General features: G+C 72.1%; 20 protein-coding genes. 8 read left to right on the top strand and 12 right to left on the bottom strand.

Translation table 11 applies throughout. The annotated features are described in order from the left end of the window. Positions 1-124: 124 nt before the first annotated feature. The gene (gene secG / locus HHX30_RS30220; RefSeq protein WP_076441471.1) at positions 125-355 is read left to right on the top strand and encodes a preprotein translocase subunit SecG; all 231 of its coding nucleotides are present in this window, start codon (positions 125-127) and stop codon (positions 353-355) included. 75 nt (positions 356-430) lie between these two features. Then, positions 431-778, top strand: a complete 348-nt coding sequence (locus HHX30_RS30215; RefSeq protein ID WP_079319880.1) for an RNA polymerase-binding protein RbpA — start codon at positions 431-433, stop codon at positions 776-778. Positions 779-823: 45 nt separating this feature from the next. Here HHX30_RS30215 and HHX30_RS30210 read toward each other — a convergent pair whose 3' ends face one another. Then, positions 824-961 carry a hypothetical protein gene (locus HHX30_RS30210; protein WP_169985992.1) on the bottom strand — a complete coding sequence of 46 codons (138 nt, stop codon included), beginning with the start codon at positions 959-961 and terminating at the stop codon, positions 824-826. 23 nt (positions 962-984) lie between these two features. Between HHX30_RS30210 and HHX30_RS30205 the strand changes: the two genes are divergently transcribed. Then, the gene (locus HHX30_RS30205) at positions 985-1,512 is read left to right on the top strand and encodes an MBL fold metallo-hydrolase (protein ID WP_311922924.1); all 528 of its coding nucleotides are present in this window, start codon (positions 985-987) and stop codon (positions 1,510-1,512) included. Between the two features lie 138 nt (positions 1,513-1,650). Here the strand turns inward: HHX30_RS30205 and HHX30_RS30200 are convergent, their stop codons facing one another. Together HHX30_RS30200 and HHX30_RS30195 are read right to left on the bottom strand one after the other, a co-directional pair. Beyond that, a complete protein-coding gene (locus HHX30_RS30200; RefSeq protein ID WP_169985990.1) occupies positions 1,651-3,258 on the bottom strand; it encodes an amidohydrolase in 1,608 nt (535 codons plus the stop codon). A gap of 61 nt (positions 3,259-3,319) precedes the next feature. Further along, positions 3,320-4,717: an FAD-binding oxidoreductase gene (locus tag HHX30_RS30195; RefSeq protein WP_169985988.1), complete on the bottom strand. Its 1,398-nt coding sequence runs from the start codon at positions 4,715-4,717 to the stop codon at positions 3,320-3,322. A 196-nt stretch (positions 4,718-4,913) separates the two neighbouring features. Between HHX30_RS30195 and HHX30_RS30190 the strand changes: the two genes are divergently transcribed. Both HHX30_RS30190 and HHX30_RS30185 read left to right on the top strand, forming a co-directional pair. After that, positions 4,914-5,990: a GNAT family N-acetyltransferase gene (locus HHX30_RS30190; RefSeq protein WP_169985986.1), complete on the top strand. Its 1,077-nt coding sequence runs from the start codon at positions 4,914-4,916 to the stop codon at positions 5,988-5,990. A 1,120-nt stretch (positions 5,991-7,110) separates the two neighbouring features. Continuing rightward, positions 7,111-8,085: a hypothetical protein gene (locus tag HHX30_RS30185; protein ID WP_169985984.1), complete on the top strand. Its 975-nt coding sequence runs from the start codon at positions 7,111-7,113 to the stop codon at positions 8,083-8,085. A 334-nt stretch (positions 8,086-8,419) separates the two neighbouring features. Here HHX30_RS30185 and pgl read toward each other — a convergent pair whose 3' ends face one another. The 6 genes from pgl to tkt all read right to left on the bottom strand — a co-directional run bounded on the left by pgl (position 8,420) and on the right by tkt (position 16,690). Continuing rightward, a complete protein-coding gene (gene pgl, locus HHX30_RS30180; RefSeq protein ID WP_169985982.1) occupies positions 8,420-9,199 on the bottom strand; it encodes a 6-phosphogluconolactonase in 780 nt (259 codons plus the stop codon). Then, positions 9,196-10,119, bottom strand: a complete 924-nt coding sequence (locus HHX30_RS30175; RefSeq protein WP_169985980.1) for a glucose-6-phosphate dehydrogenase assembly protein OpcA — start codon at positions 10,117-10,119, stop codon at positions 9,196-9,198. The genes pgl and HHX30_RS30175 overlap by 4 nt, the downstream gene beginning before the upstream one ends. A gap of 49 nt (positions 10,120-10,168) precedes the next feature. Further along, complete coding sequence (gene zwf, locus HHX30_RS30170) at positions 10,169-11,689, bottom strand: glucose-6-phosphate dehydrogenase (RefSeq protein WP_169986060.1); 1,521 nt, start codon at positions 11,687-11,689, stop codon at positions 10,169-10,171. Positions 11,690-11,909: 220 nt separating this feature from the next. Then, entirely contained in the window at positions 11,910-13,535 is a 1,626-nt protein-coding gene (locus tag HHX30_RS30165) for a glucose-6-phosphate isomerase (protein ID WP_169985978.1), read from the bottom strand. A 7-nt stretch (positions 13,536-13,542) separates the two neighbouring features. Then, on the bottom strand, positions 13,543-14,646 hold the full coding sequence (tal, locus tag HHX30_RS30160) for a transaldolase (protein WP_169985976.1): 1,104 nt from the start codon (positions 14,644-14,646) through the stop codon (positions 13,543-13,545). A gap of 10 nt (positions 14,647-14,656) precedes the next feature. Continuing rightward, entirely contained in the window at positions 14,657-16,690 is a 2,034-nt protein-coding gene (gene tkt / locus HHX30_RS30155) for a transketolase (protein ID WP_249350616.1), read from the bottom strand. A 320-nt stretch (positions 16,691-17,010) separates the two neighbouring features. Between tkt and HHX30_RS30150 the strand changes: the two genes are divergently transcribed. Further along, positions 17,011-17,964: a heme o synthase gene (locus tag HHX30_RS30150; RefSeq protein WP_169985974.1), complete on the top strand. Its 954-nt coding sequence runs from the start codon at positions 17,011-17,013 to the stop codon at positions 17,962-17,964. Positions 17,965-17,991: 27 nt separating this feature from the next. On the opposite strand, the gene HHX30_RS30145 is transcribed toward HHX30_RS30150, so the two are convergent. Further along, positions 17,992-19,542, bottom strand: a complete 1,551-nt coding sequence (locus HHX30_RS30145) for a N,N-dimethylformamidase beta subunit family domain-containing protein (protein ID WP_169985973.1) — start codon at positions 19,540-19,542, stop codon at positions 17,992-17,994. A 137-nt stretch (positions 19,543-19,679) separates the two neighbouring features. Here HHX30_RS30145 and HHX30_RS42890 point away from each other — a divergent pair, with 137 nt between their 5' ends. Continuing rightward, positions 19,680-21,026 carry a PrsW family intramembrane metalloprotease gene (locus HHX30_RS42890; RefSeq protein WP_311922923.1) on the top strand — a complete coding sequence of 449 codons (1,347 nt, stop codon included), beginning with the start codon at positions 19,680-19,682 and terminating at the stop codon, positions 21,024-21,026. Between the two features lie 22 nt (positions 21,027-21,048). On the opposite strand, the gene HHX30_RS30135 is transcribed toward HHX30_RS42890, so the two are convergent. Continuing rightward, on the bottom strand, positions 21,049-22,503 hold the full coding sequence (locus HHX30_RS30135) for a carboxyl transferase domain-containing protein (RefSeq protein WP_169985971.1): 1,455 nt from the start codon (positions 22,501-22,503) through the stop codon (positions 21,049-21,051). Between the two features lie 289 nt (positions 22,504-22,792). Beyond that, on the bottom strand, positions 22,793-23,440 hold the full coding sequence (locus HHX30_RS30130; RefSeq protein ID WP_169985969.1) for a winged helix-turn-helix transcriptional regulator: 648 nt from the start codon (positions 23,438-23,440) through the stop codon (positions 22,793-22,795). Positions 23,441-23,551: 111 nt separating this feature from the next. Between HHX30_RS30130 and HHX30_RS40905 the strand changes: the two genes are divergently transcribed. After that, on the top strand, positions 23,552-23,797 hold the full coding sequence (locus HHX30_RS40905; protein ID WP_211592745.1) for a hypothetical protein: 246 nt from the start codon (positions 23,552-23,554) through the stop codon (positions 23,795-23,797). Positions 23,798-23,813: the final 16 nt, after the last annotated feature.

Below are 23,813 nucleotides of genomic sequence, written 5' to 3'. Positions count from 1 at the left end.
CTGAGCCGTTTGGGGGGTGCGACTTGACAACAGGTCGTACCCTCGAAGAACACAACTGAATCGTCACGCCGATGGCATCGTGCACAACGCGTCGTGCACGCCCGGACATAGGAACAGGTCTACGGTGACAATCGGAATCTCCATCGCCCTCATCCTGTCGAGCGCTCTGATGGTGCTGCTCGTCCTGCTCCACAAGGGCAAGGGCGGCGGTCTGTCGGACCTGTTCGGAGGCGGCTTCTCGTCGTCCTTCGGTGGTTCGTCGGTGGTGGAACGCAACCTGGACCGCCTCACCATCATCACGGGCATCGTCTGGTTCGTCTGCATCATCGCGCTGGGCCTGCTGCTCAAGCCGTAGCGGACGGCCTGCGGCCACGCGTGACAGAGATTCATCTCCCCCCGTCCGCGGGGCGATCGAGCAAGGAGTTCTTCGGTGGGTAGTGGCAACGCGATCCGTGGCAGCCGAGTCGGCGCTGGCCCCATGGGAGAGGCCGAACGCGGCGAGGCCGCCCCCCGTGTGCGGGTCTCGTTCTGGTGCGCGAACATGCACGAGACGCGCCCGAGCTTCGCCAGCGACGCGGCCGTCCCCGAGTTCTGGGACTGCCCGCGGTGCGGACTGCCGGCCGGGCAGGACCAGTCGAACCCGCCCGCTCCGCCGAAGAACGAGCCGTACAAGACGCACCTCGCGTACGTGAAGGAGCGCCGTAGCGACAAGGACGGCGCGCAGATCCTCGCCGAGGCGCTGGAGCGGCTGCGCTCCTCCTCCCGCCCGATCTACTGATCCGGACGACTGTCAAGGCCCTTCCCGCCCAGGCGGGGAGGGCCTTCACGTATGCGCCGGCTCCCGGTCGGCGGAGCGGTACACGGCCGTGGCGATGTGGGCGAACGAGCGGATCAGCGGGTTGGCGTCGGCGCTGTTCCAGGCCAGGACGAGGCGGCTGGGCGGCATGTAGGCCAGCGGCACCGACGTGAGCCCTCGGGCAGCGCGTGGGCCGCCGGCGCCAGCCCGACCGTGCCGTTCCACAGAACGGCCTGGACGTCGTCTACGACGACGCGTACGACCTCGACCTGGGCGGACGGGTGGTGCGGCTGCGGGCCGCCGGCCGGGCGCACAGCAGGGGCGACCAGGTGATCACGGTCCCCGACGCCGGGGTGATGTTCACCGGCGATCTCGTGGAGGCCGGGCAGTTCGCCATCTTCCCGTGGTTCCCGCCATACGACACCGACGTGTCCGGCACTCGCTGGATCAGCGTGATGCGGCGGCTGGCCGACGCGTCGCCGCGGGTGGTGGTGCCCGGTCATGGCGACGTCGGCGGTCCGCAGCTGCTCGCCGACGTCCGGGACTACCTCGAACTGCTGCGCGACGAGACCTGGGCACGCCGGGACTCGGCCGTGGGCGAGCAGGCGATCGTCGAGGAGGTCAGGTCGCTCATGATCGAGCGGCACCCGGAGTGGGCCGGCCGGGAATGGATCGAGAAGGGTGTCGGCTGCCTGTGCGCCGAGCACCCCGCATGACGCCGGCGGTGGTGCCTGCGGGGGAGCGGCTGGTCAGGGTCGGCACCGTGGGAGCGCGTCGAAGACCGCATTCGCAGGCCGGCGCGACCGCCGGGATCCTGTCGCGGGCCCCGGACCTGGCGGTCGGCGCCACCCCGGTCACCCGCCGTGCACCTGCTCGCCGTCCAGGAACGTCATGAGGACCTTGGTGGTCCAGATGTCCTTCGGGTCGAGCGTGAAGGGGTCGCGGTCGAGGACGACGAGGTCGGCCGGGCGGCCCTCCTCGATCACCCCGGCGGGAGAGCGGTTGATCCAGGCCGAGCCCTCGGTGTAGGCCGTCATGATCGTCCGTAGGTCGAGGCTCTGCTCGGGCAGGAACGGGGTCTGGGCCGTGGGGTACGTCGCGTGGACGGAGCCGCCCGGCTCGGTGCGGTTGACCGCCACGTGCATGGCCTCCAGGGGGTCGGCCGAGGAGACCGGCCAGTCCGAACCTCCGGCGAAGCGGGTGCCGTGCCGTACGAGGTCGGCGAAGGGGTACTGCCAGGAGGCGCGCTCCTCGCCGAGGTAGGGGATGCACAGCTCGTCCATCTGCAGGTGGTGGGTGGCCCACAGCGCCTGCAGGTTGGCCGTCACGCCGAGCTCGGCGAAGCGCGGCACGTCCTGCGGCGTGATGATCTGCACGTGCGCGATGTGGTGCCGGTTGTCGGGGTCGGTGCCGGTCAGCGCGTCGAGCGCCTCGCGCACGGCCCGCTCGCCGATGGCGTGGAAGTGCACCTGGAAGCCCAGGGCGTCGAGCTCCTTGACGTACCCGTCGAGCAGCGCCGGGTCGACGTACGACAGGCCGGTGCCGCCGCAGCGGCAGTAGGGCTCGATGACGGCGGCGGTGAAGTTCTCCGGGATGCCGTCCTGCATGATCTTCACCGACGTCGCCCGGAAGCGGTCCAGGCCCTTGGCCATCGCGCGCCGCTCGACCAGCTCGGGGATCTGCTCGGCGCCGCGGCTGCGGTCCCACCACAGGGCGCCGACGACCCGCGCCCGAAGGCGTCCCGAGGCGGCCGCGGACAGGTAGGCGGGCAGCTGGTCGTCCGACCCGGCGTACGAGCCGACGATGGCGTCCTGCCAGCCGGTGACGCCCAGCGAGAACAGGTGGGACTGCGCGTCCATCAGGGCGGCGTCGACGTCGTCCGGGGTGGGGCGCGGGGTGAGCAGGCCGACGAGGTCCATCGCGCCCTCGTGCAGCACGCCGCTCGGCGTGCCGTCCAGGTCGCGCTCGATGCGGCCGTCCACGGGGTCGGGGGTGTCCTTCGTGATTCCGGCGACCTCCAGGGCCCGCGTGTTGACCCAGGCGGCGTGGTGGTCGCGCTGCACGAAGTACGCGGGGCGGTCGAGGAAGTCGAGCTGGGACCGGTGGGGGAGACCGCCGGGGAAGGCCGACATGTCCCAGCCGCCGCCGTCGATCCACTCTTTGCCCGGATTGTTCGCCGCGTAGCCGGCGATCACCGTGGTGTAGGCGTCGAGGCCGTACACCTCGGCCAGGTCGCACCTGGCCCGCTCCAGGCCGGCCTGCACCGGGTGGACGTGGGCGTCGGTGAATCCCGGCGTCAGCAGGCCGCCACCGAGGTCCACCGGCTCGGCGCCCGGCGCCAGCCGTACGAGGTCGGCCTCGGCGCCGACGGCGGCGATGACGCCGTGACGGATGAGGACCGCCTCGGCGAAACCGCCGGGGACGAAGACGCGGCCGCCGCGGAACAAGATGGTGGAGCTCAAGGGTGTCGTGTCCTTCTTCGAGATGTGCGGGCGTCCGGCGAACAGCGCGAGATCACAAGGGCTAGTGGCCGGTGATCTTGTCGGCGATCCTGGCCAGTACGGACGTCCTGGTCATGCCCCTGCCCTCACGGGCGTCGGCCAGGCGGTAGAGACGGTACATCGAGTGGACGCCGAACCAGCGCAGCGGCTCCGGCTCCCAGGCGCGTACCCGCCGGTCCACCCACGGCATGCGGGTCAGATCGGTGTCGCGGCGCAGCACCAGGTCGCACAGCGTGCGCCCGGCGAGGTTCGTGGCGGTCACTCCGTGGCCCGTGTAGCCGCCCGCCCAGCCGAGGCCGGTCGTGGGGTCCACGTGGACGGCCGAGCACCAGTCACGCGGCACGCCGAGCACCCCCGACCAGGCGTGCTCCACCCGCGATCCGGCGACGGCGGGGAAGAACGCGACCAGCAGGTCCCACAGGGCGTCCACGGTCCAGTTGTGCGTGTGGCCCCGCTCGTCGACCCTCGACCCGTACAGGTACGGCCTGCCGCGGCCGCCGAAGGCGATGCGGTCGTCGGCCGTACGCTGGGCGTACATGTAGTAGTGCGCCATGTCGCCGAGCAGTTCGCGGCCCTGCCAGCCGATCTCCGCCCAGACCCGCTCCGGCAGCGGCGCGGTGACGATCAGGGAGCTGTTCATCGGCAGCCAGTCGCGGTGGTGGCCGGCGATGGTCGCGGTGAACCCCTCGGTGCAGCGCAGGACGTAATCCGCCTTCACCGTCCCGTACGGCGTGACCGCCCGGCCCGGCGCGATCTCGGTGACGGGCGTCCGCTCGTAGATCTCGACGCCGAGGTCCCGTACGACCCGCGCGAGGCCGCGGACGAGCTTGGCCGGCTGGATCCTGGCGCAGTGCGGGCTCCAGGTGGCTCCCGTCGCGCCCGCCACCCGCAGCCGGTCGTTCATCTCGCCGGTGGTCAGCAGCCGGACGTCGTCGCGGTCCCAGCCCCACTCGCGCTGCGTCGCCAGTTCCTCGCGCAACCGCAGCGCCTGCGCCGGGCCGCGGGCGACCGTGAGCAGGCCGCCCTTGACGATGTCGGCGTCGACGCCCTCCTCGCGGGCGACGCGGATGACCTCGTCCACGGCCTCGAACATCGCGCGCTGCAACCGCCGGGCCGCGTCCCGGCCGTGGGTCTTCGCGTACCGCTCGGGCGAGCCGGCCAGCGCGCCGGTCAGCCAGCCGCCGTTGCGTCCCGACGCGCCGAACCCGGCGAACTCCTTCTCCAGCACGACGACCCGCAGCGACGGGTCGGCCTTCTTCAGGTAGTAGGCGGTCCACAGCCCGGTGTAGCCCGCGCCGACCACGGCCACGTCGGCCCGCAGGTCGCCGCCCAGCGGTTCTCCGGGTTCGGGCACGCCAAGCGACCGATACCAGAAGGACACCTCACCGTTGACGAAGCCGGGGGACAGGGGAGCGGTCATGGTGCACATCCTGCTATATCCGTGCTCGCCTCGCCATTCGGCGACGGATGTCGTGGTGATCCGATGGAACACATGCGGATAACCGTAGTCGTAACGTGGCGCATCGACAGGAAACGATCGGCTCACCGCTGTGTAGCAAGCGTGTAACAGCACTCCGCCACCCTGAAGACCAGCGCAACGGAGGGAGCGGATACCGATGGGGTTCTTCCGGATTCGTACGACCGTGGACGAGCGGCCGGGGCGGCTGGCGTCGCTGGCGACGGCCCTGGCCGACAGGGGCGGCAACATCCTGGGCCTGTCGGTGCAGCCCGACACGGACGGCACGGTCGACGAGTTCGTCACCGACATCCCCGCCTCCCCCGAGGCCGTACGCGAGGCGCTGGAGGCGGCCGGTGGGAGACGGGTGCGGATCGTCCCCGCCACGGCGCACGAATTGACCGACGAGCCGACGCGGACGCTGCTGCTCGCGGCCCGGCTGCGCTCCGCTCCCTGGCGCCTGCCGGAGATCCTGGGCGAGCTGCTGCGCGCCGACGACGCCCGCTGGGTGTACGGCGCGGCCGCCGTGCGCCCGCGGAACGAGGACGGCGAGCGGGACGAGGGGGAGGCGCTGGAGCTGCCCGACCCGACTCTGCTGGTGGTGCCCGTGGCGCCGCGGCGGTCGATCCGGCTGCGCCGCTCAGGGCTCCCGTTCACCCTGACCGAGGCGGCCCGCGCCGCCGCGATGGTGAGGCTGGCGCAGCCGCCGGCCGAGCCGTCCGCGGCCGAGGGGCCGGTGCGGCTCGCCGACGGCGCGGAGGTGCAGGTCAAGCCGTTGACTTCGCTTTATCGCGAGGCGCTGCGCGACCTGCACGAGCGCTGCTCGCCCGAGACACGCAGGTTCCGCTACTTCACCGCCAACCCCACCCTGCCGCCCCACATGTTCGACCGGCTGTGCGACCGGGCCCGCGGGCAGTCGCTCGTCGCCGGGTACGACGGGCAGGTCGTCGCGCTCGCCTCGCTGATGTTCACTCCCGATCCGGGCATCGCGGAGATCGCCTTCCTCGTGGAGGACCGCTGGCAGGGCCGGGGGCTCGGCACCCACCTGGCCCGCATGCTCCTCGCCCAGGCCAGGGACCTCGGCTTCGCCGAGGTGCGGGCGACCCTCCTGTACGACAACACGCGCATGCGCAGGCTGCTCGGCTCCCTCGGCGCGACGCTCACCCACACCGAGGACCCCGGTGTGGTCGAGGCGCGGCTCGCCGTGGGCGTGATGGCGACGGCGTCCCCGCGCTGACGTCCTCACGGGTGATCCTCCTGGTCCGGTGTAGCTCAGGGCACCGGACCAGGACGGCTCACCGCAGGTGCGCGCCTTTCGCGGGGTCTACGGATCTCGGCCCGGCCGGTCACCGTGCCGGACGGGCCGGTCAGTGCGCAGGTCCCTTGGCGGGAGCGGTCACTGCGCCGGAAGGAACCTCCGGTCCTCGCGAAGCCCGCTCCGCTGGGCCTTTGCCGCGGTCCTCGCTCCCTTCCGCTCCGCTCTCTCGATCCCCGTCACTCGGCGGTGCACCACTCGACGAACTCCCGCGCCTGCTTGTCGTGCCACAGAGCGAGGTCGGGGTCGCTGTCCTGGAAGGCGGCCAGCGCGTCGAGGAGCAGCTCCGACCGCAATTGAGGATCGGGACGCCGATCAGCGGAGCGTTGAGCGTCGGCTCGGCATGGCGCCCGAATACGAGAGCGTGAGCCGGAGCTCCGTCACACAGCGTCAGAGCAGTGGAGGGTCTGCTCACGGACTCGTTGCCCATGAGAACGCGAGCGGACCGCAGTAGCGGGCGTGCGGCGAGCGCGAGGGCATAGCTGCCTTCGGGCAGGAACAGCGGCATCTCCAGATCGCCGGTGACCTTGCCGGCCATCCATTCCCAGAACGCGCTGGACTCATCACCGGCGACCCAATCCCAGAACGAATCCGTGATCGATTCCTGCGGCGGCCTTCCCGGGGTTGGCGGAGTGGTCGTTATCGTCTCGACAGACCACGCGTCGTCCGGTGAATACGGATGCCAGAGCCGGAACACGGGCGCGCCGCCGGCCTCCAGCGTGTGTAGCTGTCCGGTGTTCCGCAGCCGGTAGGCGGCGCCGTCGCCGCGTATCACCAGGCGTGCCACGGTGGGAGTCACGGCAGAGAACACGACCGACCGGTCCGTCATGTCCAATGAGATTACGGTCCCCGAGTATCACTCGCACCTGCGATTCCTGCACGGCGAACCGTCGCTCAGGGTGGGCTCGCCCACGCTGCCCGGCCTGCCGGGACGTCTGAGAGCGGATGCGTGATCCACGACATAGTCGACGGCGGCCGCCCGTTCAGGAGATCTCGCCGGTGCCGGTGGAACGCCGCGGCGAACTCAGGTACAAGGTGGTCTGTGGACTTCGACGAGGCGGCCGAACGGCTCTACGGCATGGTGCCCGAGGAGTTCACCTCGGCCCGCGACGCGCTGGCGAAGGAAGTGAAGGCGGCCGGGGATGCCGCGCTGGCCAAGCGGATCAAGGCGTTGCGCAAACCCACGGTCGTGGCCTGGGCCGTCAACCGGACGGCCCGCGAGCGCGGAGACGAACTCGGCCGGCTGCTCGACCTCGGACGGCGGCTGCGGGAGGCCTGGCGGGCCCAGGACGCGGACGCCCTGGCCGAGGCCGGCCGCGAACGTACCCCGCTCGTCGCCCGTCTCGTCCGGTCCGTACGCGAGGAGGCCGAGGTGGCCGGGCATCCGCTGGGCTCCACGGCCGACCTGGAGATCGAGCAGACGCTCGACGCCGCCGTGGTGGACGAGGACGCGGCCGAACAGGTGCGCCGGGGCACGCTGACCCGCCCCCTGAGCTACAGCGGCTTCACTCCCGCCCCCGTCGTACGTCCCGCCCCCGAACCCGCCGCAGCACGTCCGGCGGGAAAGCCCGCGAAAGCCCGCACGAAGGTTCCGGCCGGTGCCGGCCCCGAGGCGGAGCACCAGGCCCCGGACCAAGACCAGGAGCGCCCGGAGCACGAACTCGAACGCGAACGGCGCGAGGCCGAGCACCGGGAAGCCGAGCGCCGTCGCCGGATCGAGAGCCTCGAAAACGCGCTCGCCGAGGCCGAACGGGCCGCGACGGAGGCGGAGCGGGGCCGCGCCGACTGGGAGGCCGAGCGCGCCGAGGCCGTACGCGAGCACGAGCGGCGCACCGCGAAGGTCGAGACGCTGACGGCCAAGCTGGCCAAGGCCAGGGACAAGCTGAAGGCGGCCGAACACCGGCTGGAGGTCGCCCGCCGCGAGGAGACGAACGCCGAACGCGCCGCCCGCTCAGCCCGCCAGCGTGCCGACCAGGTCCGTGCCACCCTCGACGAGGCACGATCCGCCCACGAATGATGGCGCGGCGGGGAAGGAGCGGAGCGGGCGGGAGGGAGGACCGCAGCGAAGGCCCAGCGGAGCGGGCTTCGCGAGGACCGGAGCTTCCGGCCGGCGCAGTGACGTCTGTCTGCAGTGCCGTCTTGAGGCAGCGACATCCCATCCGGTGCCGTCCTGGCGCATGAGGGAGAACGGAGCGGGCTTCGCGAGGACCGGAGCTTGCGACCGGCGCAGTGACGTCTGTCCGCAGTGACGTCTCACGGGCGGCGGTGCTGCCTCACCTTAGTGACGTCTCATACCCGAACGGCCGGGCGGGGGCGTGTGCCCCGGCCCGGCCGTTGCGATGTGATCTCCGTCAGGGGGAGGCGATCCGCCCCAACGACGGCGGGATCTTGTGTGCGGCGGCGCGGTCGAGCAGGAACAGCGTGCGCTGCCGCCCGCGCGCCCCGGCGGCCGGGACCTGGAACGGCCCGGCGTCGGACAGGGCCATCCGGACCGCCTGTGCCTTGTCCCCGCCCGCGGCGACGATCCAGGCCTCCCTGGCGGCCCGCAGTGCCGGGAACGTCAGAGACAGCCGGGTCGGCGGCGGCTTGGGGGAGCCGTGCACCGCCACCACCGAGCGCTCCTCCTCGTAGACCGCGGGTTTGTCCGGGAACAACGAGGCGACGTGCGCGTCCGGTCCCATGCCGAGCAGGAGCACGTCGAACGACGGCACCGGCCCGTGATCCTCGGGCCTGGCCGCCTTGGCCAGCTCGACCGCGTACGCGTCGGCGGCCTCCTCGGCGGTCATCCCCGAGTCGGGGCCGGGCATCGGGTGGACCCGCGCCGGGTCCACGTCGACATGGTCGAGCAGGGCCTGACGGGCCCCGGTCTCGTTCCGCTCGGGATCGCCGGTCGGCAGGAACCGCTCGTCGCCCCACCAGATGTCGAGCGCCCGCCAGTCGATGGCGTCGCGCGCCGCCGTCCCCGCGAGGGCGGCCAGTGTCGCGATGCCCACGGTGCCGCCGGTCAGCACCAGGTGCGCCGAACCGCGGGCCGCCTGGGTGTCCACCAGCCGCGTGATGAGGCGGGCGGCCACGGCCTGGGCCAGCAGTTCGGCGTCCCGGTGGACGATGACGGTGGGAACGCCGCTCACGCCCGTCCCCGCCCCTTCATCTCCGCCAGGCGGCGGATCGCGGCGGCGTAGATGTCGTCGGGGTCGAGCCTGCGCAGCTCCTCGGCCAGCAGCTCCGAGGTCGGCCTGCGGGCCAGGGCGACCCGGCGGTCGGGGTTGCCGGGCCGCGACAGCGTGGCGAGCCTCGCGTCGCCCCTGCTCACCGTCAGCTCGCCGCCGTCCTCGATGGACAGCCGTACGCCCGTCAGGCCGGGGCCGGCGGAGTCGGCGACCTCGATCGGCACCTCCAGCCGGTCGCACAGCCAGGCGGCCAGCAGCGGCGCGCTGGGGTTGCCCGCCGCGGCCTCCACCACGCCTCCGGTGACCTTTCCGATGGGCTGGTCGAAGGCGGCGGCCAGCAGGCTGCGCCACGGCGTGAGCCGCGTCCAGGCCAGGTCGGTGTCGCCGGGCACATACTGGTCGGCCCGGGCGGCTATGGCCGACACGCCGTCCTGAGCGGACCTGGCGTCGGTGATGCGGCGGCTGCCGAGGTGCCCGATCGCGTTCTTGGCGGGGAGGTCCGGGCAGTCGCCCGGCCACCACACCACCACCGGCGTGTCGGTGAGCAGCAGCGGCGTGATCACCGAGTCGGCGTGCTCGGTCAGCTCGCCGTACAGGCGCAGCAGCACGACCTCGCCCGGCGCCGACTCGCCCACGCGGATCTCCGCGTCCAGCCGGTTGGGCTCGGCCGGGTCGCGGCTGATCACCATGAGGATGCGCGAGGGGTGCTCGCGCGCCGCCTCGGTGGCCGCGCGCAGGGCGTCGTACTGCCCCGCCTCGTCCACCACCACGACGAGCGTCAGCACCATGCCGACGGCGGGCGCGCCCAGCTGGTGCCGCAGGCGGGTGAGCGTCGAAGAGATCTTCGACGCGGTCGTCTCGGTCAGGTTGAAGGTCGTCACACCGCTCTCCGCTCGATCCGCCCGGAACGCGCCTCGCCGGAAGCCGCGCTCACAGCCGCCTCCAGGCGCGTCCGTCCCTGGCCAGCATCGCGTCGGCCGAGGCGGGCCCCCAGGAGCCGGACTCGTACCCCTCGGGCTTGCCCTCGGAGGCCCAGAACTCCTCGATCGGGTCGAGGATCTGCCACGACAGCTCCACCTCCCGCTGGTGCGGGAACAGCGGCGGGTCGCCGATGAGCACGTCGAGCAGCAGCCGCTCGTACGCCTCGGGGGAGGACTCCATGAACGACTCGCCGTAGGCGAAGTCCATGTTGACGTCCCTGACCTCCATGGCCGTGCCCGGCACCTTGGAGCCGAAGCGCACCGTGATGCCCTCGTCCGGCTGCACGCGGATGACCAGCGCGTTGTGGCCGAGGATCTCGGTGTCGTCCTTGCTGAACGGCAGGTGCGGCGCCCGCTGGAAGACGACGGCCACCTCGGTCATCCGGCGGCTGAGCCGCTTGCCCGTCCGCAGGTAGAACGGCACTCCCGCCCACCGGCGGTTGGCCACCTCCAGCTTCACCGCGGCGTACGTCTCGGTCGCGGAGTCGGAGGAGATGCCCTGCTCCTCCAGGTAGCCGACGACCGGCTCGCCGCCCTGCCAGCCCCGCGTGTACTGGCCGCGGGCGGTGCCGGTGGCCAGGTCGGCGGGCAGCTTGACGGCTCGCAGCACCTTCTCCTTCTCCCGGCGCAGCGCGTCGGCGTCGAAGGAGGTGGGGTCCTCCATCGCGACCAGCGCGAGGAGCTGGAGCAGGTGGTTCTGGATCACGTCACGGGCCGCGCCGATGCCGTCGTAGTAGCCGGCCCGGCCGCCGATGCCGATGTCCTCGGCCATCGTGATCTGGACGTGGTCGACGTAGCCGCGGTTCCAGATCGGCTCGTACAGCGTGTTGGCGAAACGGAGCGCCAGGATGTTCTGGACGGTCTCCTTGCCGAGGTAGTGGTCGATCCGGAAGACCGAGCTCTCCGGGAACACGGCGCTGGTGATCGTGTTGAGATCCTGCGCGCTCTTCAGGTCGTGCCCGAACGGCTTCTCGATGACGACCCGGCGCCAGGAGCCCTCGGGGCCCTTGGCCAGGTTCGTCCGCTTGAGCTGCTCGATCACGAGCGGGAAGAACTTCGGCGGCACCGACAGGTAGAAGGCGTAGTTGCCGCCGGTGCCCCGGGTCTCGTCGATTTCCTTGAGCATCATGGCGAGCACGTCGAAGGCGCCGTCGTCGCCGAACTCACCGGGGCAGAAGTGGATGCCCTCGCTGAGCTGCTTCCAGACCTCGTCGCGGAACGGCGTCCGCGCGTGCTCCTTGACCGCCTCGTACGTGACCTGGGCGAAGTCCTCGTGCGCCCAGTCACGGCGGGCGAAGCCGACCAGGGAGAAGCCCGGGGGCAGCAGCCCCCGGTTCCCCAGGTCGTAGATCGCCGGCAGCAGCTTGCGCTTGGCGAGGTCGCCCGTGACGCCGAACAGCACGAGCACGCACGGCCCGGCCACCCGGGGCAGGCGCCGGTCGCGCGGGTCGCGCAGCGGGTTGGCCGCCATGGTCAGCTCGGTCGTCCCGGTCGTGGCGGCCTGCGCGGCGGCCAGGACCGCCCGCTCGGCGGCCGTCAGATCGTCCACGGCCTGCCGCGGCAGCTCGTCTCCCGCCTGCTGTGCAGCGTCCGGCGCCTGCCGGGCGTCGTCGGCGGGGGCCTGCGGCTCCTGTTGCTCCGTCATGTGTCCTCCCTGCGGACGGGCCCTTCGCCTGTAACGCATCGCATGGTCAGAGCTCCTCGGCCACGGAGAGCAGGTGCCTGACGCCGGCGACGCGGTCGGTGAGGTGCAGGCGGACCGCCGGACGGCCGCGGGAGGTCAGGGCTCCCAGGTCGCCCAGCGCCTGCGCGAGTTGCAGCCTGCCCAGCGTGTACGGCTTGCCGGGCACCTCGACGTCGTCGGTCACGGCCCCGGTGACCTGCAGGAACACGCCGGTCTCCGGACCGCCCTTGTGGTACTGCCCGGTGGAGTGCAGGAAGCGCGGGCCCCAGCCGAACGTGACCGCGTGGTCGGTGCGGTAGTCGAGCAGCGCCCGCAGGGTGGCGACGTCGGCGCTCGCCCACGTCTCGGTCATCTCCTCGAAGGAGGCGTCGCCGACCACCGCGGCGTCGAACGCGGCCTCGCGGTCGAGGTACGCCATGATCGCCAGGTAGCCGCGCTCGGGGATCGCGCGCAGCAGCCAGGTGAGGACGTCGGCCAGGTTCTTCAGGTCGCCGGGCACGTCGCCGTACACCTCGACCGGGCCGTCGGTGAGCACCGGCGTGCCGGTCGGCAGCGGGCCGTCGCCGGCCTCCTGCAGGATCCTGGTGGTGTTCTCCTTCGACTCGGCGACGTTCGGCTGGTCGAACGGGTTGATCCCGAGCACCCGGCCGGCGATCGCCGTGGCGTACTCCCAGACGAGGAACTGCGCGCCGAGCGGGCCGTCGACGGTCGTGCCGCTGTCGGAGCCGATGGTGACGAGGAACTGGTCGCCGGCCTCGGCCGCCTCGGCGCCGACGACGGGCAGGATGCCCTTGCCCTCCTTGCCGGTCGACTCGGCGATGAGCTGCTCGATCCAGTCGGGCAGGCCGGTGATGTCGGAGGGCGCGTCGCGCAGGATGAGCTTGTCGCGCCCCTGCAGCGCCCGCGCGCCGAGCAGCGCGCCGAGCTCCAGGCCCGGGTTGCCCTCGTCCTGCGCGAGCAGCGGCGCCACCGCGGCGGCGTCGTCGAGCAGCTTGGCCACGTCGGCGCCGGCGAGGGCGCTCGGCACCAGGCCGAACGCGGTGAGCGCGCTGTAGCGGCCGCCCACGTTCGGGTCGGCGAGCACGACCGGGTATCCGGCCTCGATGGCCGTCCGCTCCAGCGGCGAGCCGGGGTCGGTGACGACCACGATCCGCTCGGCCGGGTCGATTCCCGCGTCCCGGAACGCCTGCTCGTAGACGCGCCGGTGGCTGTCGGTCTCGATCGTGCCGCCGCTCTTGCTCGCCACCACCACGACCGTGCGGTCGAGCCGGTCGGCGAGCGCGCGCCGGACCTGCTGCGGGTCGGTGGTGTCGAGGACGGTCAGCGGCACGTCCTCGGTGGCGCAGATCACCTCGGGGGCGAGGGAGGAGCCGCCCATGCCGGCGAGCACCACGTGGTCCAGGCCCGCGGCGCGGGCCCGCTCCACCAGCTTGGCGATCTCCGGCAGCAGCTCCCGGCTCGCCCGCGGCAGGTTGAGCCAGCCCAGCCGGATCGCGGCCTCGGACTGCGCCTGCGGGCCCCACAGCGTGGAGTCGCCCGCGGCGAGCGCCGCGGGCACCCCCTCGGCCACGAGCTTGTCCTTGACCGCCTTGACGGCGTCCGCCTCGTCGCCGAGGGTCACCTCGATTGTCATCTGTAGCTCAGGCCTTCCGCAGCTCGCCGTCGACGGTCTCGAGAAGCTCGCTCCAGGACGTCTCGAACTTCTCGACGCCCTCCTCCTCCAGCGCGCGGACGACGTCGTCGTAGTCGATTCCGGCCTGCTTGAGCGAGGCCATGACGTCCCACGCCTGCTGGTAGAACGGGCGGATGGTGTCGCCCGAGATCCGGCCGTGGTCGGCCGAGGCGTCCAGCGTCTTCTCCGGCATGGTGTTGACGACCCCGGCCGTGACCAGCTGCTCGACGTACAGGGTGTCGGGGAAGTCGGGGTTCTTCACGCCCGTGGAGGCCCACAGCGGGCGCTGCGGGTGCGCGCCGGCCGCGCGCAGCGCCTGCCAGCGCGGCGAGTTCATGACCTCCTCGTACGCGGCGTACGCCAGGCGGGCGTTGGCCACGGCGGCCTTGCCCTTCAGCTCGGCGGCCTCCGGCGTGCCGATCTTGTCGAGGCGCTTGTCGATCTCGGTGTCGACGCGGCTGACGAAGAACGACGCGACCGACTCGATCGTGGCCAGGTTGAGGCCGTTGGCCTTGGCCTTCTCAAGCCCGCTCAGCCAGGCGTCCATCACCTGGCGGTACCGCTCGAGCGAGAAGATCAGCGTGACGTTGACGCTGATGCCCTCGGAGATGGCCTGGGTGATCGCCGGCAGGCCCTCGACGGTCGCCGGGATCTTGATGAGCACGTTGGGCCGGTCGACCAGCCACCACAGCGCGCGTGCCTCGGCGATCGTCGCCTCGGTCTTGCGGGCCAGGCGCGGGTCCACCTCGATCGACACGCGCCCGTCGACGCCGCGGGTGGCGTCGAAGACCGGCCGCATCACGTCGGCCGCCCAGCGGATGTCGAACGTGGTGATCGCGCGTACGGCCTCCTCGACCGTCACCCCGCGGGTGGCGAGGTCGTGCAGCTGCGCGTCGTAGGCGTCGCCCTTGCTCAGGGCGGAGGCGAAGATCGTGGGGTTGGAGGTGACCCCGGTGACGTTCTTGTCGCGGATCAGGGCGGCGAGGTTGCCGGAGCGCAGCCGCTCCCGGCTGATGTCGTCGAGCCAGATGGAGACTCCGGCGTCGGTCAGCCGCTTCAGATTCTCATTCATCCTTCGTCCCTCAGTTTCCGGTCGTCTCGCCCTTGTCGGCGCCCGTCTTGGCCAGGCTGGCCTTGGCGGCGGCGACGACGCGATCGGCGGTGAGGCCGAACTGCTCGTAAATCGTCTTGTACGGCGCCGAGGCGCCGAAGTGGTCGAGACCGAGCACCTCGCCCGCGTCTCCCACGAACTCGCGCCAGCCGAGCGTGATTCCCGCCTCGACGGCGACCCGGGCCTTGACGGCGGGCGGCAGCACGGTCTGCTTGTAGGCGGCGTCCTGCGCCTGGAACCACTCCACGCACGGCATCGAGACCACGCGGGTCGGGATGCCCTGCGACTCCAGGATCGTGCGGGCCTCGACGGCGAGCTGGACCTCGCTGCCGGTGCCGATGATCACGACCTCAGGCTGGCCGTTGGAGGCGTCCTGCAGCACGTAGCCGCCCTTGGCGACGGCGTCGGGGTCGCCCGCGCCGTCCAGGGTGGGGACGTTCTGCCGAGTCAGGGCGAGGCCCGCCGGGCGGTCGTTGTTCTCCAGCACGGCCTTCCACGCGGCCGCGGTCTCGTTGGCGTCGGCCGGGCGGACGACGTCCAGGCCGGGGATCGCGCGCAGCGCCCACAGGTGCTCGATCGGCTGGTGGGTCGGGCCGTCCTCGCCGAGACCGATCGAGTCGTGCGTCCAGACGTAGGTCACCGGCAGCTTCATCAGCGCGGCGAGGCGCACCGACGGGCGCATGTAGTCGCTGAACACCAGGAACGTGCCGCCGTAGGGGCGGGTGCCGTTGTGCAGCGCGATGCCGTTGAGGATCGCGCCCATGCCGTGCTCGCGGATGCCGAAGTGCAGCGTCCGGCCGTACCGGTTACCGGGGAACTCCTTGGTCTGGTACTCGTCCGGGATGAAGGACGGCTCGCCCTTCATCGTGGTGTTGTTGGACTCCGCCAGGTCGGCCGAGCCGCCCCACAGCTCCGGCAGCACCGGCGCGAGAGCGCTCAGCACCTCGCCGGACGCCTTGCGGGTGGCGACCTGCGAGCCGATCTCGAACGACGGCAGCGCCTTGTCCCAGCCCTCGGGCAGCCTGCGCTTGGAGATCCGGTCGAACAGCTCCGCCCGCTCGGGGTTGGCCTCACGCCAGCTCTGGTAGCCCTTGTCCCACTCGGCGCGCAGGGTGCGGCCGCGCGCGACGACGTCGCGGGCGTGGTCGAGCACCTCGGCGGGGACCGCGAAGCTCTTGTCGGGGTCCATGCCGAGGACGCGCTTGGTCGCGGCGACCTCGTCGGCGCCCAGAGCCGAGCCGTGGATCTTGCCGGTGTTCTGCTTGTTCGGCGCCGGCCAGCCGATGATCGTGCGGAGCTTGACGAACGTCGGCCGCTCGGTCTCGGCGCGGGCCGCCTCCAGCGCGGCGTACAGCGCCTGGACGTCCTCCTTGTACTCGCCCGTGGCCGTCCAGTCGACCTCCAGGACGTGCCAGCCGTACGCCTCGTAGCGCTTGGCGATGTCCTCGGACAGGGCGATCTGGGTGTCGTCCTCGATGGAGATGTGGTTGGAGTCGAAGACCACGGCCAGGTTGCCGAGCTTCTGGTGACCCGCGAGGGCGCTGACCTCGTGGCTGATGCCCTCCTCGAGGTCGCCCTCCGAGGCGAAGCACCAGATCATGTGGTCGAACGGCGAGGTGCCGGGCGCGGCGTCCGGGTCGAACAGGCCGCGCTCGCGGCGGGCCGCCATCGCCATGCCGACCGCGTTGCCGATGCCCTGGCCGAGCGGGCCGGTCGTCGTCTCCACCCCGGCCGTGTGGCCGTACTCGGGGTGGCCCGGGGTGAGGCTGCCCCACTGCCGGAGCGCCTTGAGGTCGTCCAGGGTCAGGCCGTAGCCGGACAGGTAGAGCTGGATGTAAAGCGTCAGGCTCGAATGCCCGCAGGAGAGGACGAACCTGTCCCGCCCCGCCCACTTGGGATCCGAGGGGTCGTGACGCAGGACCCGCTGGAAAAGAAGGTAGGCAGCGGGGGCGAGGCTCATGGCGGTGCCGGGGTGACCCGATCCCGCCTTCTCCACGGCGTCCATCGCCAGGGCCCGCACGACGTCGACCGCCTGCCGGTCGAGGTCATTCCACTCAAGGCTTGCGCTGCTCAACTGCTCGATCCCCTCTAGTTGTCGCGCCGTTCTGGCATTTCCCGCCCACAGGGGACCCTAACGGGTTCGGCGTAATACCGTTTGGTAGCCACCTCGGTAACGGCGCTTGCGGCCTCGGCCCCGATTGGGGGACCACCTGCGGTGGCGACTACAGTGATTGACCAAGTGCCGGCTGCTGCCCGGAGACAGGCTGCCCGGAGATCCGCCCTAATCAGAGGTTACGCGTTGACCCCGCACGTGTTGGAAGCGCCTTGACGGTCTTGACGAACAAGCAGACGGTGGCCCCTCTCGGGTCCGCCGCGACGGCCACGGCTCCCCGCTCCGCAGGGGCGCTCGTGAAGGCCTACGTGGCGCTCACCAAGCCCCGGATCATCGAGCTGCTGCTGATCACGACCCTGCCGGTCATGTTCCTCGCGGCGCATGGCCTGCCCGACCTGTGGACCGCCACCGCCACCATGGTCTTCGGCACCCTGTCGGCGGGCAGCGCGAACGTCCTGAACTGCTACATCGACCGGGACATCGACCGGACGATGCGGCGCACCCGCAGGCGTCCGCTCGCCAAGCACGACGTGTCGCCGATGGGCGCGCTGGTCTTCGGTGTGATTCTCGGCACTCTTTCCACACTCGGGCTCGCCCTCACGGTCAACGGGCTGGCCGCGGCGCTGTCGCTGGGCGCGATCCTGTTCTACGTCTTCGTGTACTCGCTGGTGCTCAAGCGGCGCACGTCGCAGAACATCGTGTGGGGCGGCATCGCCGGCTGCATGCCGGTGCTGATCGGCTGGGCCGGCATCACCGGCGGGCTGTCGTGGGCCCCGGTCGTGCTGTTCGGCGTCGTGTTCTTCTGGACGCCGCCGCACACCTGGACGCTCGCCATGCGCTACCGCGAGGACTACGCGGCGGCCGAAGTGCCCATGCTCCCGGTGGTCACCACCGAGCGCCGGGTCGTCCAGCAGGTGGTCGCCTACACCTGGGCCACGGTGTTGTGCTCGCTGCTGCTGTGGCCGGTCGCCGGCACCTCCCTGGTCTACCCGGCCGCCGCGCTCGTGCTCGGCGTGGTCTGCCTCGTGGAGGTCCACCGCCTGCTCGGGCGGGTGAACGCCGGCAAGACCGGCGTCGACCTGCGCCCGATGCGGTTCTTCCACTGGTCGAACGTCTACCTGGCGCTGCTGTTCCTCGCCGTCGCGATCGACTCCCTGGTCGTCTGAACCGCCGCCGACTCCGGCGCCGAGTGGTCAGCGGCGGTAGGTCTTCCGTACGTTGTCGTCGGGGGCGGGCAGGCGCTCGGCCGCCGGTCCCTCCGCGAAGCCCTTCAGCAGGTTGGTCGTCGCGGTGGTGACGAAGGCCCGCGTACGCGCGCCGATGCCGTGGGCCCGTGGCAGGTCGCGGGTGCCTGCCATGAGCGTTTCGGCCCACCGCATGGTCCCCGAGGCGAACACCCCGGCCCCGCTCGGCGCCGTGTAGTAGGCGGCGTCGGCGAAGCTGGGCCGCCCCACGCAGGTCACCGGCGAGTGGGCGAGGATCTGCAGCGGCCTGGGCGTCGGCACGTCCGTGTTCACCCGGTCGTACTCCACGCCCACCAGGTGCGGGAAGGTGTCGCCGCGGCGCACACCGGTGCCCGCGAAGATCCAGTGGCCGGGCTCGTGCACCACGAAGGGCGCGTCCACGGGATACCCGTCGTAGTACACGCCGATGAGAGACGACTCGGGGTCGGCCTTCGGCGCCGCCCGGAAGTCGGTCGTCGCCAGCGACGGGCGCGTGCGGACCAGCGGGTCGCGGTCCACCGCGGTCTTGTAGCAGACCACCATCCTGCCATCCTCCTCCAGGCGGACGCGGCGGTAGCAGGTGTTGGCGCCCAGGAAGGCCAGGTTGGCGCCCGCGTCGCGGGCCTCGGTCACGGTGCGGCGCATTCCGGGCGTCCAGTACTCGTCGTGCCCGAGGAAGATCACCGACGATGCGCCGGTGAGCACGTCGTCGCCGGCCTCCAGGTCACCGCCCGTCGTGTACGCCAGGGGAAGGCCGAGCCGTTCGGCCAGCGCCACCACCGGCCGCTCGTGGATGAGGAACTTCTCCATCCCGGTGCGGTCGTAGGGGCGGTCGAAGCTGACCGCGAGCGAGCGGCTCTCGTAGCGGCCGTCCTCGCCGTAGTAGAGGCTGTAGCCGCCCCACCGGTTGTACGCCTGCCATGTGGGGGTGGCGTGCACCAGCACCGTGCGCCCGGACCCGGAGGCCGAGCGCACGACCAGTGGCACGTACCGCTGGTGGCCGCGCTCGGTGTCGAGGCGCAGCAGGTAGGCCCCCTCCGGCCAGCCTTCCGTGGACACGGTGAGGGATCGCCGCCACCCCGCGCGTACGGTGCGGGTGTCCCCGGTGAGCCGCCCGCGGCCCTGGTCGCGCCCCCTCATCCACCCCGACCGCCACACCCGGCGGGCGAGCGTGCCGCCGTACCAGCCCATCCGGTACGCCGTGACCCGGTAGCGGCCCTCGATGGTGGAGACGTGCAGCCCGAACGACTCCCCGGGCAGCACGCTCGCCCGATCGCCGTAGCCCTCGATCGCCTCGTCGGGGCCGCGTCCGCGCACCCGCCAGTCGGGGTCGCCGGGCAGCAGGCGTTCCTGCACCGGCCTTCCGGGCGACGGCGTGGGGGTGGCGGAGGGCGGCGCGGAGGCGGGAGCGGAGGCGTCCCGGGACACGGGCGCGCATGCGGCGACCGAGCCGACGGCCGCGGCGCACGCGACGCGGAGGAACCCGCGTCGTCCGAGCCCGTCACGTGGTGCGACATCCATGATCGCCCATTGTGCCGGTAACCGGGACGTGCTCCGGACGACCGGCTCGGCGCGCGAGACGATCGGCCGACGCAATCGATGGGATCTTTTGGGGCCGGAGGAGGACCACAGCGGGCGTGGTCGGTTACAGTCACACAGTGGCAGGCCTCGACCCCCGCGCCGTTCTCAGGGAGCGTCCGTCCATCGGTCTCATCGTGGGTCTGGTCGTCGCCGGGATCTGCGCCCTGGTGTCGTTCTCCTTCGACATCATCAACGGCGAGCCGGTCCAGTTCTTCATCGCGCTCGGGCTCGCCGTGGCTCCCGTGCCGCTGCTGCTCGCGGGCGTGCTCGCCCTCGACCGGATGGAACCGGAGCCCCGCACCAACCTGATCTTCGCGTTCGCCTGGGGCGCCGGCATCGCCGTCCTGCTCGCCGGCGTGCTCAACTCGCTCAACCTCGTCTACGTGGCCCACCAGCTCGGGGACATGACCAACGCCCGCAACCTGGTCGCCACGTTCGGCGCCCCGCCGGTCGAGGAGACGGCCAAGGGGCTGGTCCTGCTCGGGCTGCTGTGGTTCCGGCGGCAGGAGCTGGACGGTCCCACCGACGGGATCATCTACGCCAGCATGGTCGGGCTCGGCTTCGCCATGTCGGAGAACGTCAGCTACTACCTGGCCGCGCTGGAGGAGAACGGCGCGCAGGGGCTGGCCGCCACGCTCGTGCTGCGGGCCGTGCTGTCGCCGTTCGCCCATCCGCTGTTCACCTCCCTGATCGGGATCGCGGTCGCGTACGCCGCCCAGCGCGGAGGTGCGGTCGGGGTCGTCGTGATCGTCATCGGGTGGATCGGCGCCATGCTGCTGCACGGACTCTGGAACGGCTTCGCCTCCTTCGCCGGCCTCGGCGGGCTCGCCATCGCCTACCTGCTGCTGATGATGCTGCTCATCGTCGAGCTCGTCGTGATCTTCCGGGACAGACGGCGGATCGTCGGGCTGATCCAGCACTACCTGCCGCCGTACGAGCGCAACGGGCTGATCAACCAGGCCGACATCTTCATGCTGTCGTCCCTGCGCCGGCGGCGGCAGGCCAGGGCGTGGGCCAAGGCCCACGGCGGCAGGGCCGGGGCACGGGCCATGATCGACTATCAGATCGCCTCGACCGAGCTAGGGTTGCTGCACGCCCGCGCGGCCCGGGGCGGGGTGGACGAGCAGACCTTCCGCGCCCAGCAGCGGTCGCTCGCGGACCTGATGGCCTACACCCGGCTGTCGTTCCCGCTGCCGGAGCGTCACCAGGCGAGCGCCGCGCGAGGGGTGCCGCCGCCGGGGTACGCTCCGGGCGCCCCGCCGCCCGGCCAGTGGCCGGGCGGCGGCCCCGCCGTGCCGCCCTGGTATCGGCAGCAGCCGGGCGGGCCGGGCCACGGCCCCGCGCAGGGGCCACCATCCCCGGGCCCCGGGCGCCCGCAGACGCCGCCGCAGAACGGGCCGCAGGGCCCGGGGCGGGGGAACTGAGGGCGGCGTCCCCGGAGGTCTCTCACTCCGTGGTGCGGCGCTGGCTCTCGATCTGACGCAGGCACTCGCCGGCGACGCGGCGGGCGAACCCGGCCGGATCCAGATGCGCGGGCACCGGCTCCGGCACGACGGCGTGCACGACGCCCTCGGCGAGCAGGTCGGCCGCGCGCACCCGCTGCCGGCGGGCGACCTGGGGCGCGAGCCCGGGGCCGCCGTGCAGGATCGCGCTGGCGCCCTCCGGCGGCAGGGGGGACAGCCACGCGTTGCCGGCCGCGATCACCCGGCGGGACGGCAGCAGGGCCAGCGCGCCACCGCCGCTGCCCTCGCCCAGCAGCACCGAGACGGTGGGGACGGTGAGCTCCACCATCTCGGCCAGGCAGCGGGCGATCTCCCCGGCCAGGGCGCCCTCCTCGGCGGCGGCGGACAGGTCCGCCCCGGGGGTGTCGATGACGCAGATCAGCGGCAGGCGCAGCTCCTGGGCGAGGCGCATGCCGCGCCGGGCGCCGCGCAGCGCGGCCGGGCCCAGGGGACGGTGCTGGGACTGGGTGCGCCGGTCCTGCCCGACGAGCACACAGGGGGTGCCGGAGAACGAGGTGAGCGCCAGCAGGAGCGCGTCGTCGGTCTCCCCGGATTGGGTGCCGTGCAGCGGCAGGACGTCGTCGGCGGCGTGACGGAGCAGCTCCCGTACGCCGGGCCGGTCGGGCCGGCGGGTGAGGGTGATCGAGGACCAGGCGTCGCCTCCGGCGTCCACGGCGCTCGTCTCCGCGGGCGCCTCCCGCGGCGGCGTCTCCGCCGCCGGACGGCGTGCCCCGGAGAGAAGGGCGAGCGCGCGGGCGGCCACGCCGGCCAGTTCCCCGGTGGGGACGACGGCGTCGAGGATCCCCTTGGCGACGAGGTTCTCGGCCACCTGGACGCCCTCGGGGAACGGCTCCCCGCGCAGGGTCTGGTAGACGAGGGGGCCGAGGAAGCCGATGAGCGCGCCGGGCTCGGCGACCGCGACGTGCCCGAGGGACCCCCAGGAGGCGAACACGCCGCCGGTCGTGGGATGGCGCAGGTAGACGAGGTAGGGCAGGCCGGCGGCCTTGTGCGCGACCACCGCGCGGCTGATCTCGATCATCCGGACGAACGCCGGCGTGCCCTCCTGCATGCGCGTGCCGCCCGAGGCCGGTGCGGCGATCAGCGGCAGCCGTTCGCGGGTCGCCCGCCGTACGGCGGCGACGATGCGCTCCGCCGTGGCCACTCCGATGGAGCCGCCGAGGAAGCCGAACTCGCTGACGACGAGCGCGGCCGCGTGCCCGCGGATCAGCGCCCGGCCGGTGAGCACGGCCTCGTCGGTGCCGGCCTTCGTCTCCGCCCGCTCCAGCGCGGCGCGGTAGCCGGCGTCGTATCCGGTGCGGTCGACCGGATCGTCCCAGGAGCGGAAGGTGCCGGGGTCGACCGTGGCGTCGATCAGCGCGCGGGCGCCCAGCCGGGTCATGCGCCGCGCTCCCGGACGTCGTCGCAGGCGATCGGGTCGCGCACCGTGCCGAGGCGTCCGACCTCGATCGGGCCGCCGTCCCGGCGGATTCCCACGATTGTCATCGGTCGGCTCCTCCAGCCCGGAATCTCGCGAATCAGGTTCGTGGGTCTCGTGAAGCCGCTGCCGGCGGCCCCGGCAACACCCTCAAGCCGTTCCACGTCCACATCGTGCTGCGTACCCCGCACGCGGCGAACCTCAGCGCGGTCCGTTCCGCCGCCGCGCGAGGGTGGTCAGAACGCGAGGGTGGTCAGAAGCGGAACGTCTCGACGAACCGGTGGAGAAGAGCGGGGTCGCCCTTCACGCTCACGCTGCCGTCGGCCAGTGCCTCCCCGGGAGTCTTGGCACCGGTCATCAACGCGTGGACACCTTGGTCGCTCAGCCTCTCGACGACGAGGTCCGGGGCGGGGTGCGGGCCGACGCCGACCGTCAGGGCCCCGTCGGTGATCTGCAGGCGGAGGGTGAAGTCGCCCATCCGGACCTCGTAGCCGACGGTCGTGCCCCGAGCCGCTTCCGGCCGGTAGGTGGTGCGGAAGGCCATGGCTACCGACTCGGGCGTGATGACCTCGCCGGCACGGGGCTCGGTCATCGTCCGGGCGCCCCAGCGGCCCAGCGCGATCAGCGCCGGCTCGAGTTCGCGTCCGTAGCCGGTGAGCTCGTACACGACCGCGCGTTCGGGATGCGGCAGCGCGCGGCGCACGACCAGTCCCGCCTCTTCGAGCTGTTTGAGGCGGGCCGACAGGATGTTGGTCGGGATGGCGGACAGGCCCTTGCGCAGGTCCGTGTAGCGCTGGGGTCCGGAGAGCAGGTTGCGGACGATCAGCAGGGTCCAGCGTTCGCCGACCATCTCCATCGCGCGGGCCAGCCCACAGAACTGCCCGTACTCACGAACCGTCATGCTGCAGATCCTACTCCATGCTTCGGTTGACAAATCTCGCTTGCAGAATACAAGCTTGCTTCTCATTCGGCCACGAGGCCGGTCAGCAGAGTCATCCTGAGGAGTGGTCGCGTGACTGCGAGGAAAGTCGCCGCCGGACTGTTCGTGTCGCTGGACGGCGTCGTGGAGGCGCCCGAGACGTGGCACTTCCCCTACCTGAACGAGGAGATGGGCGCGGCGGTCGGCTGGGCCAACGCGGCCCTCATCGAGGGCGACGTCATCGCCGCTGTGAAGGAGCTCAAGCAGCAGCCCGGCGGCACGATCACCCTGGCGGGCAGCCCCACCGGCGTGCTCGACCTGACCTACCGGCCCGTCTGACCCCTGAGCGAAGAGA

Source organism: Microbispora sp. H10836 (assembly GCF_012999525.1).
Classification (GTDB): Bacteria; Actinomycetota; Actinomycetes; order Streptosporangiales; family Streptosporangiaceae; genus Microbispora.
The sequence above is the reverse complement of the archived record's forward strand: the minus strand, read 5'-3'. Positions and strand labels throughout refer to the sequence as shown.

Bases quoted from the DNA above. Each gene is read 5' to 3' on its own strand.
- HHX30_RS30195 (WP_169985988.1), bottom strand. From the start codon at position 4,717: ATGACCGCTCCCCTGTCCCCCGGCTTCGTCAACGGTGAGGTGTCCTTC.
- HHX30_RS30190 (WP_169985986.1), top strand. From the start codon at position 4,914: ATGGGGTTCTTCCGGATTCGTACGACCGTGGACGAGCGGCCGGGGCGG.
- zwf (WP_169986060.1), bottom strand. From the start codon at position 11,689: ATGGCGGCCAACCCGCTGCGCGACCCGCGCGACCGGCGCCTGCCCCGG.
- HHX30_RS30165 (WP_169985978.1), bottom strand. From the start codon at position 13,535: ATGACAATCGAGGTGACCCTCGGCGACGAGGCGGACGCCGTCAAGGCG.
- tal (WP_169985976.1), bottom strand. From the start codon at position 14,646: ATGAATGAGAATCTGAAGCGGCTGACCGACGCCGGAGTCTCCATCTGG.
- tkt (WP_249350616.1), bottom strand. From the start codon at position 16,690: ATGGACGCCGTGGAGAAGGCGGGATCGGGTCACCCCGGCACCGCCATG.
- HHX30_RS30145 (WP_169985973.1), bottom strand. From the start codon at position 19,542: ATGGATGTCGCACCACGTGACGGGCTCGGACGACGCGGGTTCCTCCGC.
- HHX30_RS30135 (WP_169985971.1), bottom strand. From the start codon at position 22,503: ATGACCCGGCTGGGCGCCCGCGCGCTGATCGACGCCACGGTCGACCCC.
- HHX30_RS30130 (WP_169985969.1), bottom strand. From the start codon at position 23,440: ATGACGGTTCGTGAGTACGGGCAGTTCTGTGGGCTGGCCCGCGCGATG.